Below are 15,338 nucleotides of genomic sequence, written 5' to 3'. Positions count from 1 at the left end.
GAACAGGACCGTGAAACGACTCCACGCCGATGATAGTGCGGATTGCCCGTGTGAAAGTAGGTAATCGTCAGGCTCCCCAGCAGCATCAGAAACCCCACCCCTTCAAGGTGGGGTTTCTGCGTTTACGGCGGCGAAAAACAGACAGAACCCGCAGCCGTTTGCCGCTGCGTCCAACCCACAGCGGCAATGATCGTCACTACATCGCTGCGTTTCGATTTTCTCCAACCGAGTTCGGAGCAGCTTGCAGAGGTCCGTTCTCCTCGGCATCGGGTTGATCAATTTCCGCGAGCAACGCCTCGTCGCGTGCAATGACTTTCGGTAGGTGCGTGCGCAAAAACTCTACCCACGTTCGCGTTTTTGCGTCGATAAACTTGCGCGACGGATACAGCGCATAAACATTCATCTTCTGCAGCGTATGGTCCGGCAATACACGCACTAACGTCCCATCTCGCAATCCGGCGATGGCGGCGTAAAGCGGCACCATGCCAATGCCCATCCCCTCGCGGATCGCCACAATCAGCGACTCCGCGATATTAACCTGCACTGGACCATCCACTTCCATTGTCTCGCTGCCGTTGGGCCCGTCGAGTACCCACTCGTGCGGCGGAAAGGCCGGCGTATGCAGGATCAAACACGCGTGATGCGCAAGATCTCCGGGTCGCCGCGGCGCCCCATGCGCTCTGACATAGGCGGGCGACGCGCACAATATGCTGAACGTCGTGCCGAGCGGAAGCGAAACGAGGTCGGAATTGGGCAGCGTCGACGCGCCAATCACTGCAACATCCGCGCTGCCTTCGAAAAGATCGGGCATGCGCTGCGACAGCGTCAATTCCACGGTCACTTCCGGATAAAGAGCGCGATAACGTGAGATTGCCGGCAACACGTAATGCTGACCGATACTCGCGAAGCTATGCATGCGAAGCGCGCCGCTCGGGCGTTCGTGTGCACAACTGGCTTCTTCTTCGGCGGTATCGACGTCAGTCAGAATTTGCTGGCAGCGCTTCAGGTAACGCTCGCCCGCGGTAGTGAGCGCCAGACGGCGCGTCGAGCGGTTCAGCAAACGCGTACGCAAATGGGCTTCGAGTTCTGAGACTGCGCGCGACATGGCGCCGGTCGTCGAATTGAGCGACTGCGCGGCGGCGGTAAAACTGCCGGCCTCCACCACGCGCGAGAACACTCGCATGTTTTGTAACGTATCCATCAATCCTTCTAATTCACGGCAGAGGCCGTATTGTCCGCCTGTCCGATAGGCCCATTGTTGCTCGTCCTGGAAGGGACATTCCGCAGCCGTCCTGTTAATGCGCGCGTCGCATGCTCCTACAATCGGCGCCTTGCTTGCCGGCACCCGCCCGATCGACCGGCGCTTTCTTTTTGCGACAAACCGAGGCGCCTTGCTTTTCGATGAAACGCCAGCACGCGACCCACGCGACGGTCAATCCTGATGACCAGGAGTGTGCGGCATCGCGCAGTCTGAATGCGATCATTCGCGACTGGGCCAACAGTGACGGACTCATCTGGCTGCATCTGTCGAAAACGGTGAGTGCCGGGTTGATCGCGCTCGGCATTGCCATGCTGTTGGATTTGCCCCAGCCGCGCATCGCCATGACGACGGTGTTTGTGCTGATGCAGCCGTTCAGCGGCATGGTGCTCGCGAAAAGCTTCTATCGGATTCTTGGAACCGCCGTGGGCGCGATCGCGGCGTTGACGCTCGGCGCGCTGTTCGTTCAGCAGGCTGAATTGCATATGCTCGTCATGATCGTCTGGGTGAGCACGTGCATCGCGGCGGCGGTCCGGTTCCGGCATTTCAGGTGGTACGGCTTTGTCCTCGCGGGCTATACGGCCGCGCTGATCGGCATTCCGAACGTCACGACGCCACACGGGCTTTTCCTCGCGGCGCTGACGCGCGCAGCGGAAGTGACGGTGGGGATCGTCTGTTCGAGCGCAGTGAGCGCGTTGATCGTGCCACAGCGATCGAGCCATGCTCTGCTTCGCGCGCTGCACATGAGGTATCGGAATTTTACTGCGTTCGCTGCCGACGTGCTTTGCCGCCAGGTCGACCGCGGCGAGTTCGAGCGGCGTTTCGCGGACCTCATCGACGAGATAGTGGGCTTTGAAGCGACACGTATTTTCGCCGCTTTCGAGGACCCGGCGATGCGCTCATGCAACCATCATCTGGGCCGTCTGAACAACGAGTTCATGGACACTTGCGCTCGATTGCACGCGCTGCACCAGTTGCTGAAGCGTTTGCACGCGAGCGGCGCGGCACCGATCGTGGCGGCCACCGATCCATATTTTCGCGAGCTTGCGGCATTGCTCGGTTCGCCGCGCGACGCATCGTTCGACGCATCGGTCGATGTATCGAATCTCGCGGCCCGACTTCGCTCGTTTCAGGCGAGCCTGCCGCGGCGCGTGCGGGAGGCGAGAAAGCAGCAGGAACACACGTCGGCGGAGTCGCTGGCGGACTTCGACACGGCGGTAGAGCTGTTATATCGCTTTGTGAATGAATGGACGCGCTACTCCGACACGTACGTCAGCCTTGCAGGGCGCAAGCCAATCGAGCAGCCACGCAGCGCGAACCGTTACGTCAGCATAACGAACCATTTTCTGGTCGCGTTCACGTTTATCCGCTCAGCAACCGTGATGGCGATCGCGGCCGCGTTCTGGATCGCCACCGACTGGCCGAGCGGCGGCCTCGCTGTCATCGGCGCGGCGCTGGCGTGCGCGCTGACATCGACCGCGCCGAACGCTTCGAAGATGGCCGTACAGATGGCGCTCGGCGCCATGATGGCGACCATCGCCGGCTACCTGTTCACCTGCTACGTCTATCCCGAGATCGACGGCTTTCCACTGCTTTGCATGACGCTCGCGCCCGTGCTCGCGCTGGGCGCGCACTTCGCGACGCGCAAACGCACGACGGGTTTCGGCGTCGGCTTCTCGGTCTTTTTCTGCCTGTTGGCCGCGCCGGACAATGTGGCGACTTTCGAGCCGGCGTTGCTGATCAACAACGGCCTTGCGCTCATTGCTTCCATGCTGATGGCGGCCATGGTGTTTGCGGTCGTCTTTCCCGCCGACATGCCGTGGCTCGTCGAACGAATCATGGGCGACCTGCGCGCGCAGGCCGTGCTCGCATGCAAGGACGACCGGCCGGACCTCAATCAACGATTTCAGTCGAGCACGCACGACCTCGGTTCGCAATTGCGCATGCTGTTGACGCGACGCTCGCGCCGTCGCCGGCATGCGTTGCGCTGGATGCTCGTGACGCTCGAAGTGGGACACGCCGTGATCGATTTGCGCAACGAAGCGGCGCATGCCGATTATGCGCACGCACTTCATCCACGCTGGTGCGCGGCCATGAAAGTTACGCTCGAAGATCTCGCGCAACTGTTTGAGCGGTCCGACGCGCGCGCTCTCGATCGCGCCCTCGTATCTGTTCGCTCGGCCACGTGGATCGCGCAGGACATGTTGAAAGCGGTGCAGCCGAATACGGAAAAACGTCACGACATGCAACGCATGTTGAGTTGCCTGCATTTCATTCGCACCGCCTTGCTCGACAAGGACGCGCCTTTCCAGTCCCGCTGACGGATTCAGATCAACGCGCGCACACCAACCCGTGCACGCGGCTCAAACAACTACCCGATTTTTGTGCCAGATGGAAAGGTGACTTCCGGACACCCGCGTTTATTCGCACACACAGCAGTCATATAGTTTCATCGCTGTCACGCAGTAACCGTTAGTCCTGGAGAACGAAATGAAAGTGTTGAATATTGTCCTGATTGCCTGCTCTTTGTCCGCGGCCGCCGCGCATGCACAAACGGCACAGGTCTCGCCGCAACAACAGGTGTCGCAGACAAACGTCCGTCAAGCCGACGACGTTGCGCCGCCAAGCCGCGCTGTCGCGCCCGCCAGTACCGCTGAAGAATGCGTCGGCCCAATGAGCTTTTGCAACATTTACTTCGGCAGCTAGACGCGTCAGGCAGGCCGCCGCAACGCTGGTCGCGACGCCGTCCAATCATGACGCCGCGGCCATTGCGACATGCTGACCGCGAACCCGAGCACGCCGTAGACGTGTGCGCTGTTTGACCCGATTGGTGAACATGGAGGGACTCGTTTCATGTACGAAGAGCGAATTCGGTGCGCCTCGCTGCGCAAGAAGATCACTTCAGCGGCCGAGGCCGCACGGCTGATTCAGGACGGCATGCGCGTCGGCACGAGCGGCTTCACGCGTGCGGGCGATGCCAAGGCCGTTCCCGTGGCATTGGCCGAGTGTGCTCGCCAACAACGCGAACCACTGCGCATCACGTTGATGACGGGCGCGTCGCTCGGTCACGACGTGGACCGCCTGCTCACCGAGGCGCATGTGATCGAACGGCGGCTGCCGTTTCAGGTGGACAAGACGCTGCGCGACGCGATCAATCGCGGTGAAGTGATGTTCGTCGATCAGCATCTTTCCGAAACGGTCGAGATGCTGCGCGCGAATCAACTCGGCAAACTCGATGTCGCGATCGTCGAAGCCGTGGCGATCACCGAAAGCGGTGGCATCGTGCCGACGACATCGGTCGGAAATTCGGCAAGCTTCGCGATCCTCGCCGAGAAGCTAATCGTGGAGATCAATCTTGCGCAGCCGCTTGCACTCGAGGGACTGCACGACATCTGGATTCCGGGCCGCCGGCCGCATCGCGATCCGCTGCCGATCGTTCATCCGCGCGACCGGGTTGGCACACCCGCGATCGAGATTCCGCAGGAAAAAATCGCTGCGATTGTCGTCACGAACAAGGCGGATAGTCCGTCGACGGCGCTGCCCGCCGATACGGAGACCCGACTGATCGCCGGCCATTTGATCGAGTTTTTCCAGCACGAAGTGTCGCGCGGACGCATGCCTCCGCGCTTGCCGCCGTTGCAAGCGGGCATCGGCACCATCGCGAATGCTGTGCTGGCCGGATTCGTCGATGCGCCTTTCGATGCTTTCGAAATCTATTCCGAAGTGCTGCAGGATTCGACCTTCGACCTGATGGACGCCGGCAAGGTCACGTTTGCCTCCGGGGCGTCGATCACATTGTCGGCCGCGCGGCAGACACAGGTGCTCGGCGAACTCGAACGTTACCGAGATCGCCTCGTGCTGCGCCCGCAAGAAGTCAGCAACCATCCCGAAGTGATTCGGCGGCTCGGGCTGATCGCATTGAACACGGCGCTGGAATTTGACATATATGGCAACGTGAATTCAACGCACGTGGGCGGCACGCATATGATGAACGGCATAGGCGGCTCGGGCGACTTTGCGCGGAACGCGTCGTGTGCGATCTTCTCAACGAAGTCGACGGCGAGAGGCGGCTGCATTTCGAGCGTGGTGCCGATGGTTCCGCATTGCGACCACAACGAACACGATGTCGACGTAGTCGTAACGGAGCAGGGGCTCGCCGACCTGCGAGGTCTCGCTCCGCGCGAACGCGCCGCGCTGATTATCCAGAACTGCTCGCACCCACGGTATCGCGATCTGCTTCGTGACTACTACCGGGATGCATTGCGCGGCGAAGGACAAACGCCGCATCGGCTCGATCAGGCTTTCGCCTGGCACGCAAGACTGCGGGACACCGGCTCGATGTTGCCGGCAGTGCGGTCTTGAGCCGGAATAATTAAGCGAGCGAAAAGACGGCGTCACGGGGGTTTTTCCCCTGACGCCGACGGCATCGGATGGTACGGTCAGCTACCTCGCCGGATGAGCCGGATGATAAACAGCAGAATGACCGCGCCGATCACAGCCGTGATGATCGAACCGATCCAGCCGCCGCCCAGCGAAATGTGCAGCACGCCCGCGAGCCAGCCGCCGATGAACGCGCCCACAATGCCGACGATGATGTCGACGATAAGGCCAAAGCCGCCGCCCTTGACCAGCACGCCAGCCAGCCAGCCAGCGATCGCGCCGATGATAATCCATGCAATGATGCCGTGTTCCATAATCGAGACTCCATGGTTGAGTGTGAAAAATACACGGTGACAGAGCTTAGTCGAACCTTATGGGACAGTCCATATTCAGGATATGGAATTAACATTGTCTGAATCTATTGCAAGCTAAGTGTAGACGATGGGCGCGCATATTGGCGACCCGAGCGTGGGCTGCCGCGCAGAGGAAATTTCGACAACCAGCGCAGACCGATCGCCTGATTATTACGGAGTCCAGATATTGACGGTGACCATCGCGAAAAGCAAACTGTTCACACCTTGAATACCTGTCGCGCACGTTGCCGGCCTGCACGACGGTGGCGGGGTTTGCCGTTCACGTCATTGAGGAATGTATGAAAGTTAAAGCTCTTGGCATTGTTGCCGGCGCATTGATCGCCACTGCTCCGTTCGTTTCGTTTGCCGCGGGCCTGCCTGCGCCGTTCGAAGGGAGCAGCACCCTGCAGGCGGAAGGCGTGGTGAAATCCGTCGACTACGCAAAGCACACCGTGACTGTTTTCGACGCACGGGGCGGCGAGGCATCGCTCGACATCACGGACACGCACAACCTCGCGCAAATCAAGCCAGGCGGCAAAGTTCACATCCGTATGATGCGCAACGCTATGATAAGCGTCACGCGCGGTGCTGGCGGGCAGGGTGCAATGGCTCCAAATTCGCAGCCGGACGCTAACCCGAACGTGGCCGAAGTGCAGGCAATCGACCACGCTTCAGGCGTCATGGCATTGAAGGGCGCCGGCGGCTCGGTGTTCCACATCCAGGGCCGCGACCCGGTGAAGCTCGCGAACGTGAAGCCGGGCATGCAAGTATCGGTGGCATTCGCACCGCAAGTTAGTGTCGCAGTGGCGCCTGCGGAATAAATCGCGCTTGGCGCCCGTCCTTTGCGCGCCTTGTTCGACCATGACGCGATAATCCGCGAGGGCCGCGCTCCACTCGCCTTAATCCGGTTCGCCGGGCACGAGACGCAGTCGCGTGATTTCCGACGGCGCGCCGAGGCGCTTCGGAGGTCCCCAATAGCCGGTGCCACGGCTCGTATATACCCAGAGTCCGTTCAGACGTGCAAGACCGGCGGTGAACGGCTGCTGAAACCGCACAAAAAAGTTCCAGGGAAAAAACTGGCCCCCGTGCGTATGACCTGAGAGTTGAAGTGTGAAGCCAGCCGCAGCGGCAGCTTCGGCAGAGCGAGGCTGGTGGGCGAGCAGCACCTTGATCAAGACGTCGCCTGGTGCGCCCGCAATTGCCGCCATCGGATCACTGCGGTGCAGCGGGTCGTGATGACCAGCAGAATAGTCGGTTACGCCGGCAATGACGGCCCGCGCACCGTCGTGATCCACGATCACGTGTTCGTTGAGCAGCACGTTCAGTCCGAGGCGTCGGAATTCGTCGATCCACGCGTTGGCGCCGGCGTAGTATTCGTGGTTGCCGGTAACGAGAAACGCGCCGTGACGCGCATTCAACCGTGAAAGTGGTTGCGTGTGCTGCGTCAACTGCGGCACGCTGCCGTCCACCACGTCGCCGGTTACGGCGATGAGATCGGGCTTCAGGCGATTCACTGCGTCGACAATCGCATCGACGTAGCGGCGCTTGATGGTCGGGCCCACGTGAATGTCGCTGATCTGAACGATCGTGAAGCCTTCGAGCGCGACTGGCAGATCGTCGATCGGCACCTCGATCGTCACGACCCTGGCGCGGCGGCGGGCGTTGACAAGCCCGATCGAGGTCGAGAGTAAGGCAAGCAGCGGAACGGCGGCCGCGGTGGTGGTCCGCCAGTGAGCTAGGGCGATCGTCTTGGGCCAGATTGCGTCGATCGTCATCAGCGAAGCGAGCGCAAGGTCGCGCGCGAATGTCAGTACCAGCAGCGACGAGAAGAAGCCCATCGCAAGCAGGCCCACCCACGCGAGCCGGTCGCCCAGCGGTTGCCGTTTGATGGTGCGCGCAAGCATGCCGAGTGGAATCAGAAATACGGACAGTACGAGCCACAACCCGGAGATCCAGCGAGCTGTGTTATCTACGGGCATGTCCGGAATCAGGCGAAGGCCGACGTAGATGTGCAGCAGAATGCCAATCAGGATGAGGCGTACCAGAAACGATGAGCGGCGCATAGAGAAGACGAAGGCGGGAAGGAACCTGCATGAACGGCACGCTGGCGGGAGAGTCTTCGCTGGCGCGATGCAGCTAACGGTCGAACCATTCTACCGACATGCGCAACTGCGTGCCCGCGGCGCGAAATATGCTGCTGCTGTTGGCGAGCTTCGCGCCATTTACAGTTGAGTCGGCCTGTCTCGTTGCACTGCAGCGAGAACCAGTACGCAGCAAGCGTCGCAATGGAAGATCCCTCACAAACGTCCGCAATCGGTCTTCATCGCCCGAATTAAATGGGCTTTGAATTGCACCCCGGCGTGGACTATTCTGAAAGAGAGTAGGCCGAAACAGCCAGCCATGGCGAACTATCGGCGCGTCAAAGGCCTGCTCAATCGGCGTTATCGCCCGCAAATAGCGAGGCGGGAGGCGATCATGAAACTGCTCGGTTCGGGCCATCGTTTTCATCACGGCGATTCCGCGCACCGCGCGCATCACGTGGGACATGAGGGCAGCCATGTCATGTTGCCTCTCGTCGGCATATCGTTGATGGCGCTCGGGTTGTACCTCGCCGTGCGCAACGTCGACTTCTCCGAGCTGGGCAAGAGCGCGCTGTTCGATGTCGTGATGCTGTGCGTCGCGCTGGGTATCGCCGGGTTGTTTGGCTTCGTCGGCGCGTGGCTACGTTCGAATGGCGACGAGGCCGAAGAAGGCTTCTGCTTCATCGGCGCCGTAATCGGGGTCGTGGTGTTCTACGTCGCGATTTTCAGCTAAAGATGCGCGTCACATTATGCGAGCCGCTTCGTCGAAACTGAAGCGCGGACTGCGCGGGTGGAGTTTCGACGCATCGCCGTAGCCCAGATTAATCAGAAAGTTCGATTTGATCGTCGTGCCCGCGAAGAATGCTTCATCGATCTTCGCGGCGTCGAAGCCCGACATCGGACCGGCGTCGAGGCCGAGCGCGCGGGCCGCGAGAATCAGATAGCCGCCTTGCAGCGTCGAATTGCGGAACGCCGTGTCCGCAATCGCCCGGTCGTTGCTGGCAAACATCGCGACAATGACGGTCACGGGCGCCGCCATCGTCTTATCCACGTTACCCGCCGACAAGGCTGGCCGCAGCTTCTCCTTCGCTGCTGGGCTTTTCACGAAGACGAAACGCGCAGGGCTCGAATTGGCCGATGTCGGGCCGAGCAGCGTCAACTCCACAAGTTGCTGGAGTAGCGCGCCGCCGACGGGCTTTGGCTGCCAGGCCACATGCGTGCGGGCTTCGCGGAACAACTGGTCCAGCGCGTCGTCGGAAAGAATCATAGTGATGGTCCGGGAAGATAGAGAATGAAAAAGCGCCGTGACGCGGCGGTGAGCGCGTCAACAAAGCGCAATGAAACCGCAAGCCGCCGAAAGTGAGCGGCCCGTCGTTGCCGCCATAATAGCCAACGTTGCGCCCCGCAAGGTTGGCGCGCCCGCATCAGACACGCCTATGAACGATCTTTTCAATGACCTTCCGACGCCCGACGTCGACTGGTATCCCGACTGGCTCACGCCCGCACGGGCGGAGCAGCTTCTGGCGCAACTCATCGGTGAAGTCGAATGGCGGCAGGACACGATGGGCACGCCCGGCGGCCGTGTCGCGCTGCCGCGGCTGACTGCCTGGCAGGGCGATCCGAATGCGGTCTATGTTTACTCGGGCATCCGCAACATCCCGCAGCCATGGACGCCGGCCGTCGCCGAGCTTAGGGTCGCCGCCGAGGCCCTCTGCGGCGCGCAGTTCAACAGCGTGTTGCTCAACCGCTACCGCAACGGCACGGACAGCATGGGCTGGCACGCCGACCGCGAGCCTGAACTCGGCCCACAGCCGGTGATTGCATCGGTCAGTCTTGGCGCGGCGCGCACTTTCGACCTTCGGCATAACAAAAGCGGCGTTGTGCAGTCGTTTTCCCTGAAGGGCGGCAGTCTGCTGGTGATGAAGGGCAGCACGCAAGCCGAATGGCGGCATCGTGTGCCGAAGGAGCCGCGCGTCGCGGGCGAGCGCATTAACTTGACCTTCCGATGGGTCACGCCGCGCGCCGCGTCCCGCTAATTTGCTATCACTCCATACCGCGTCGCACAAACCCCGGCAGGTAAGCGCATAAAACCTCACGGCAGCCACCGGCCCGTCTCCATCCGCGTATCGCATTGGGCCGCAACAAACCGTCTTGCCGTCGCCAATCCCGTGTCCTATATCAAAACTGATATTGCCGACGCGAATCATATGATTGGACTGTTAACGCCCCGCACACTACGCTACATCACGATCCACACACCGTGAGTGCCGCGACGGCCGGGCGGATTCGATGGATCGCCTACACAACAACGATCAGGAGACAGTCATGGCGAATACACGACGCGCCGCATGTCGTGCGTTGGGCGCGCTTGCGCTGTGCGCGGGTTTGGGTGCGCTGACGCTGGCCACGCCGGGCGCCTACGCGCAGGACAAACCGATCACGCTGGGTTTCGCGCAGGTCGGCGCGGAAAGCGCATGGCGAACCGCTAATACCGAGTCGGTAAAGTCCGCGGCCACCGAAGCGAAAATCAAACTCAAATTCTCGGACGCGCAGCAAAAACAGGAAAACCAGATTAAGGCGATTCGCTCGTACATCGCACAAAAAGTGGATGTGATCGCGTTCTCGCCGGTCGTCGAGTCAGGCTGGGAACCGGTGCTGCGCGAGGCCAAGGCTGCGAAGATTCCGGTGATCCTCACGGACCGCAACATCGACGTCAAAGACACCTCGCTTTACGTGACGATGATCGGCTCGGATTTTCTGGAAGAAGGACGACGCGGCGGCAAATGGCTCGCCGACCACTATAAGGATTCGCAAGGTCCGGTGAACATCGCCGAATTGCAGGGGACAGTCGGCTCCGCGCCAGCGAATGACCGGCATGCGGGCCTTATCGAAGTGATCAAGAGCGATCCGAAGTTCAAGATCATCGCCTCGCAAAGTGGCGACTTCACATTGGCCGGCGGCAAGCAGGTCATGGAAGCGTTCATCAAGAGCTACGGCAACAAGATCAATGTGGTTTATGCGCATAACGACGACATGGCGCTGGGCGCTATCCAGGCGATGGAAGAGGCCGGCATGCATCCGGGCAAGGATGTGACCGTCGTTTCGTTCGATGCAACCAAAGGCGGCTTCCAGGCAATGGCCGCTGGCAAGATGAATGTCGATGTCGAATGCAGCCCGCTGCTTGGTCCACAGCTGATGTCGGCGGTAAAGGATGTGGTGGCCGGCAAGCCTTTGCCGAAGCGCATTCTCACGCAAGAGACGGTCTTCCCGATGAGCGTTGCGGCGCAGACATTGCCGACACGCAAGTATTAAACAATGTAGTTAGGCTGCCTTATTAATATGCGTGAATAAAAATCACAGCACCACGGCAGAAACGCGGATAAGCACAGTAACGACAGATCGAAAAAGTTCTCCAGCGGTGCCTGACCGTCCGATTGCTTGGGCAGCGGACGGTCTCTTTTCACCCAAGGTCCGCGATGCTGGAGCGCGCCGCATCAACGCAACGCCGATCGAGCGAGGTCTATGACGCATCCCGCTTCCGAACCGAATCCGCCGGCCATGGGCGCGTGCGCTTCCGCCAACGCCAACGCCAACGCCAACGCCCGAGACCCGATTCTCTCCACCACCGGCGTGAGCAAAACCTTTCCGGGCGTGAAAGCGCTGCAGAACGTTGATTTCCGCCTGTTCCCCGGCGAAGTTCACACGCTGATGGGGCAGAACGGCGCTGGCAAATCCACCTTGATCAACGTGCTCACCGGCGTTCTCGCGCCCGACGCCGGCACGATCCGTCTGGCGGGCGAAGTGGTCGCGTTCGCGTCCCCGCAGGAAGCCGAGGCGGCCGGCGTGCGCACGCTTTATCAGGAAGTGAACCTGTGCCCGAACCTGTCGGTCGCGGAGAATATCTTCGCGGGCCGGCAACCTCGGCGCTTCGGCGCGATCGACTGGTCCGACATCAAACGGCGCGCTCAAGCCGCGCTTGCGCGGCTCGATATCTCGCTCGACGTCACACGTTCGCTCGATGCCTACCCGATCGCCGTGCAACAGATGGTGGCGATTGCAAGAGCGCTTTCCGTGGACGCGCGCGTGCTGATACTCGACGAACCCACGTCGAGTCTCGACGACAGCGAAGTCGCGCAGCTTTTCAAAATACTTCGACATCTTAAGCAATCTGGCATTGCAATCCTGTTCGTCACGCACTTTATCGAGCAGACGTATGCCATTTCAGACCGCATCACGGTCATGCGCAATGGCGAGCGAGAAGGCGAATATCTCGCGCGCGATCTGCCTGCCGATCAACTCGTCTCGAAGATGGTCGGTCATGAGCGCATGAGCGCGCGTCTGCGCGAAGCCGCGCACGAAGCATCCGATGCGGGCGAGCATCCGCAAGGCAAACAGGCAGCGCCTGCGTTTATCGAGCTGCGCGGCGTGGGCCGGTGCGGCACATTGCAACCCATCGATCTCGACGTGCGGCGCGGCCAGATACTGGGTCTCGCCGGCCTGCTCGGTTCGGGCCGCACGGAAACTGCGCGGCTGCTGTTCGGCGCGGACCGCGCCGACAGCGGCACCTTGCTCGTGGACGGCAAGCCCGTGCGTCTGCGCTCGCCGCACGACGCGGTGCGCCATGGCATCGCGTATTGCGCGGAAGACCGCAAGAAAGAGGGCATCGTCGCGGACCTGTCGATCCGCGAGAACATCGTGCTCGCGTTGCAGGCGAGGCGCGGCTGGTGGCGCAAGATCAGCCGCCAACGCGCGCGCGAACTGGCCGACCTGTGGATCGAGCGCCTCGGCATCAAGGCCTCGGACGCGGAACAGCCGATCGCACTGCTGTCCGGCGGCAATCAGCAGAAAGCGCTGCTCGCGCGCTGGCTTGCCACCGATCCGAAACTCCTGATTCTCGACGAACCCACGCGTGGCATCGACATCGCCGCGAAGTTCGACATCATGGACCGTCTGCTCGCGTTGTGCGCAAACGGCCTGAGCATCCTGTTCATTTCGTCGGAGATCGGCGAGGTGCTGCGCGTCAGTCATCGCGTGGCGGTGTTGCGCGACCGCCGCAAGATTGCCGAGGTCGCGGGCCATGCGTCGAACGAGGACAATATCTACCGACTCATCGCGGGGAGCGGCGAATGAAGCTATCGAACTGGCTCGCGCGCGACGGCGTCGAGCGTCTATTGATCTGGCCGTGCGTGACGTTGGCACTGTTGTGCGCGCTGAACCTGTGGGTGAATCCGCATTTCCTGTCGCTGCGTCTGCTCGACGGCCATCTGTTCGGCGCGCCAATCGACGTGCTGAATCGCGCCGCGCCGCTGGCGCTCGTGGCGACCGGCATGACGCTCGTGATCGCGACGCGCGGCATCGACATCTCGGTGGGCGCCGTGGTGGCGATCGCCGGCGCGGCGGCGGCCACGCTGCTCGCGACGCAGCCGCTGCCGACCGGCGGACTCGTCGCGCAAGCATTGCTCGCGGCATTGCTCGTCGGCGTGCTGAGCGGAATGTGGAACGGCGTGCTGGTGTCCTTTGTCGGCATGCAGCCGATCATCGCCACGTTGATCCTGATGGTGGCGGGGCGCGGCATCGCACAACTGCTGACGGCGGGCCAGATCATTCCAATCGGCGCACCCGGCTATCTGTTCGTCGGCGGCGGATACTGGCTCGGCGTGCCGTGTTCCGTGTGGATCGCCACGCTCGCGGTGCTCGCAACGGCAGCGCTTGTCGAAGGCACAGCGCTTGGCTTGTTCATCCGCGCTATCGGCGTGAATCCGGTCGCGACGCGCCTCGTCGGATTGCGCTCCAAAGCGCTGGTCTTCGCGGTGTACGGCTTCTCGGGATTGACCGCCGCGGTGGCGGGCATCCTGATCAGCTCGAACGTGCGCAGCGCCGACGGCAACAACGCAGGCCTGCTGCTCGAACTCGACGCGATTCTCGCGGTGACGCTCGGCGGCACGTCGCTGCTCGGCGGCCGCTTCAGTCTCGCGGGCACGGTGCTCGGCGCGCTGATCATCCAGACGCTGACTTACACGACGTATTCGATCGGCGTGCCGCCGGAGGCGACGCTGGTCGTAAAGGCCGCCGTGGTGCTCGCGGTAAGCGTGATCCAGTCGCCGGCCGCGCGCTCGCTCGCCATATCGTTCGGTATGCTTATAATCAGAAAGCGCGGGGTGGCGCGATGAGACGACTTCTCGAAGCATGGGCTCATGTTGTCGATCCGCGCACGCTGCCCATTGCGGTCACGATCCTGCTGTTCTGCGCGCTATTCGGGTTCGGCTCGGTGATGTACACCGGCTTCTTCTCGTGGCAAGTGCTGCTCGATCTGCTGGTCGACAACGCGTTCCTGCTGATCGTCGCAATCGGCATGACCTTCGTGATCGTGTCGGGCGGAATCGATCTGTCGGTGGGTTCCGTGGTTGCGCTTACAACTATCGTAGAGGCGGTGTTGAGCGAACATCTGCATCTGTCGGTATGGATCATCTTGCCGATCGTTCTTGTGATGGGCACCGCGTTCGGCGCCGTCCAGGGCGCGCTGATTCACTTCTTCCGCTTGCAGGCGTTTATCGTTACGCTGGCCGGCATGTTCTTCGCTCGCGGCTTGTGCTTTCTGATCACCACGCAGTCGATCACGATCAACGATCCGGCCTTCCACGCAATCTCCGCATTCCGGCTGGACATTGGCGTCGGCTCGGTGAGCGCCAACGTGCTGATCGCGTTCGTCGCGCTGCTGGGCGCGATTTACGTCGCGCACTTCACGCGCTTTGGCCGCAACGTGTATGCGGTCGGCGGCAATGCGCGCTCGGCGCTGCTGATGGGTTTGCCGGTCGCGCGCACGCGCGTCGGCGTGTATGCGCTGAGCGGCTTCTGCTCGGCGCTCGGCGGCGCGGTCTTCACGTTCTATGTGCTGTCCGGTTATGGCTTGCAAGGGCAGGGCATGGAACTCGACGCCATCGCCGCGACGGTGATTGGCGGAACGCTGCTGACAGGCGGCGTGGGCTATGTCATCGGCTCGCTCTTCGGCGTCGGCATTCTCGGCACGATTCAGACGCTGATCACCTTCGACGGCACGCTCAGTTCCTGGTGGACGCGCATCGTGATCGGCGCGCTGCTATGCGCGTTCTGTCTGCTGCAGCGCCTGATCGAGCGCCATGCCAAGTCGGTGCGGCGGCCCGGCGGAACCGGCGCGGTGGTGACGTCGGGGCGCGAGCGCGCGCAGGACGAAGCCTCGACGGCATCCGACTCGCACGCGATAGGACGCGCGCCCGAACAGGCCTAGGC

14 protein-coding genes are annotated in these 15,338 nt (G+C 61.7%); 9 read left to right on the top strand and 5 right to left on the bottom strand.

Going from position 1 to position 15,338, the window contains the following annotated elements; all coding sequences use genetic code 11:
- Positions 1–196: 196 nt before the first annotated feature.
- Positions 197–1,201, bottom strand: a complete 1,005-nt coding sequence (locus tag VOM14_RS24665) for a LysR family transcriptional regulator (RefSeq protein ID WP_327631383.1) — start codon at positions 1,199–1,201, stop codon at positions 197–199.
- A 200-nt stretch (positions 1,202–1,401) separates the two neighbouring features.
- Here VOM14_RS24665 and VOM14_RS24660 point away from each other — a divergent pair, with 200 nt between their 5' ends.
- Entirely contained in the window at positions 1,402–3,579 is a 2,178-nt protein-coding gene (locus VOM14_RS24660; protein ID WP_327631369.1) for an FUSC family protein, read from the top strand.
- Positions 3,580–3,730: 151 nt separating this feature from the next.
- Here VOM14_RS24660 and VOM14_RS31495 read toward each other — a convergent pair whose 3' ends face one another.
- Positions 3,731–4,009, bottom strand: coding sequence for a hypothetical protein (locus tag VOM14_RS31495; protein ID WP_442955578.1), 279 nt, complete (start codon positions 4,007–4,009; stop codon positions 3,731–3,733).
- A 102-nt stretch (positions 4,010–4,111) separates the two neighbouring features.
- Between VOM14_RS31495 and VOM14_RS24650 the strand changes: the two genes are divergently transcribed.
- Positions 4,112–5,620 carry an acetyl-CoA hydrolase/transferase family protein gene (locus VOM14_RS24650; protein WP_327631367.1) on the top strand — a complete coding sequence of 503 codons (1,509 nt, stop codon included), beginning with the start codon at positions 4,112–4,114 and terminating at the stop codon, positions 5,618–5,620.
- A 77-nt stretch (positions 5,621–5,697) separates the two neighbouring features.
- Here VOM14_RS24650 and VOM14_RS24645 read toward each other — a convergent pair whose 3' ends face one another.
- The gene (locus VOM14_RS24645) at positions 5,698–5,952 is read right to left on the bottom strand and encodes a GlsB/YeaQ/YmgE family stress response membrane protein (RefSeq protein ID WP_327631366.1); all 255 of its coding nucleotides are present in this window, start codon (positions 5,950–5,952) and stop codon (positions 5,698–5,700) included.
- A gap of 338 nt (positions 5,953–6,290) precedes the next feature.
- Between VOM14_RS24645 and VOM14_RS24640 the strand changes: the two genes are divergently transcribed.
- Positions 6,291–6,812 (top strand): hypothetical protein, encoded by a 522-nt coding sequence (locus VOM14_RS24640; RefSeq protein ID WP_327631382.1) that lies wholly within the window; start codon positions 6,291–6,293, stop codon positions 6,810–6,812.
- Between the two features lie 78 nt (positions 6,813–6,890).
- Here VOM14_RS24640 and VOM14_RS24635 read toward each other — a convergent pair whose 3' ends face one another.
- The gene (locus VOM14_RS24635; protein WP_327631365.1) at positions 6,891–8,054 is read right to left on the bottom strand and encodes a metallophosphoesterase; all 1,164 of its coding nucleotides are present in this window, start codon (positions 8,052–8,054) and stop codon (positions 6,891–6,893) included.
- 412 nt (positions 8,055–8,466) lie between these two features.
- Here VOM14_RS24635 and VOM14_RS24630 point away from each other — a divergent pair, with 412 nt between their 5' ends.
- Complete coding sequence (locus VOM14_RS24630) at positions 8,467–8,805, top strand: hypothetical protein (RefSeq protein ID WP_327631364.1); 339 nt, start codon at positions 8,467–8,469, stop codon at positions 8,803–8,805.
- A 9-nt stretch (positions 8,806–8,814) separates the two neighbouring features.
- Here VOM14_RS24630 and VOM14_RS24625 read toward each other — a convergent pair whose 3' ends face one another.
- A complete protein-coding gene (locus VOM14_RS24625) occupies positions 8,815–9,339 on the bottom strand; it encodes a malonic semialdehyde reductase (RefSeq protein WP_327631363.1) in 525 nt (174 codons plus the stop codon).
- Positions 9,340–9,508: 169 nt separating this feature from the next.
- Here VOM14_RS24625 and VOM14_RS24620 point away from each other — a divergent pair, with 169 nt between their 5' ends.
- From VOM14_RS24620 to yjfF, 5 genes are all read left to right on the top strand, one after another.
- Positions 9,509–10,108, top strand: a complete 600-nt coding sequence (locus VOM14_RS24620) for an alpha-ketoglutarate-dependent dioxygenase AlkB family protein (RefSeq protein WP_327631381.1) — start codon at positions 9,509–9,511, stop codon at positions 10,106–10,108.
- 289 nt (positions 10,109–10,397) lie between these two features.
- Positions 10,398–11,384, top strand: coding sequence for an ABC transporter substrate-binding protein (locus VOM14_RS24615; protein ID WP_327631362.1), 987 nt, complete (start codon positions 10,398–10,400; stop codon positions 11,382–11,384).
- Positions 11,385–11,594: 210 nt separating this feature from the next.
- Positions 11,595–13,202 carry a sugar ABC transporter ATP-binding protein gene (locus tag VOM14_RS24610; protein ID WP_327631361.1) on the top strand — a complete coding sequence of 536 codons (1,608 nt, stop codon included), beginning with the start codon at positions 11,595–11,597 and terminating at the stop codon, positions 13,200–13,202.
- The gene (locus VOM14_RS24605) at positions 13,199–14,242 is read left to right on the top strand and encodes an ABC transporter permease (RefSeq protein ID WP_327631360.1); all 1,044 of its coding nucleotides are present in this window, start codon (positions 13,199–13,201) and stop codon (positions 14,240–14,242) included. The genes VOM14_RS24610 and VOM14_RS24605 overlap by 4 nt, the downstream gene beginning before the upstream one ends.
- Positions 14,239–15,336: a galactofuranose ABC transporter, permease protein YjfF gene (gene yjfF, locus VOM14_RS24600; protein ID WP_327631359.1), complete on the top strand. Its 1,098-nt coding sequence runs from the start codon at positions 14,239–14,241 to the stop codon at positions 15,334–15,336. Before VOM14_RS24605 ends, yjfF begins: the two co-directional genes overlap by 4 nt.
- The last annotated feature ends 2 nt before the right edge of the window (positions 15,337–15,338 follow it).

This window comes from Paraburkholderia sp. MPAMCS5, from assembly GCF_036016995.1.
GTDB lineage: Bacteria > Pseudomonadota > Gammaproteobacteria > Burkholderiales > Burkholderiaceae > Paraburkholderia.
This window is presented reverse-complemented; position numbering and strand designations above follow the sequence as displayed.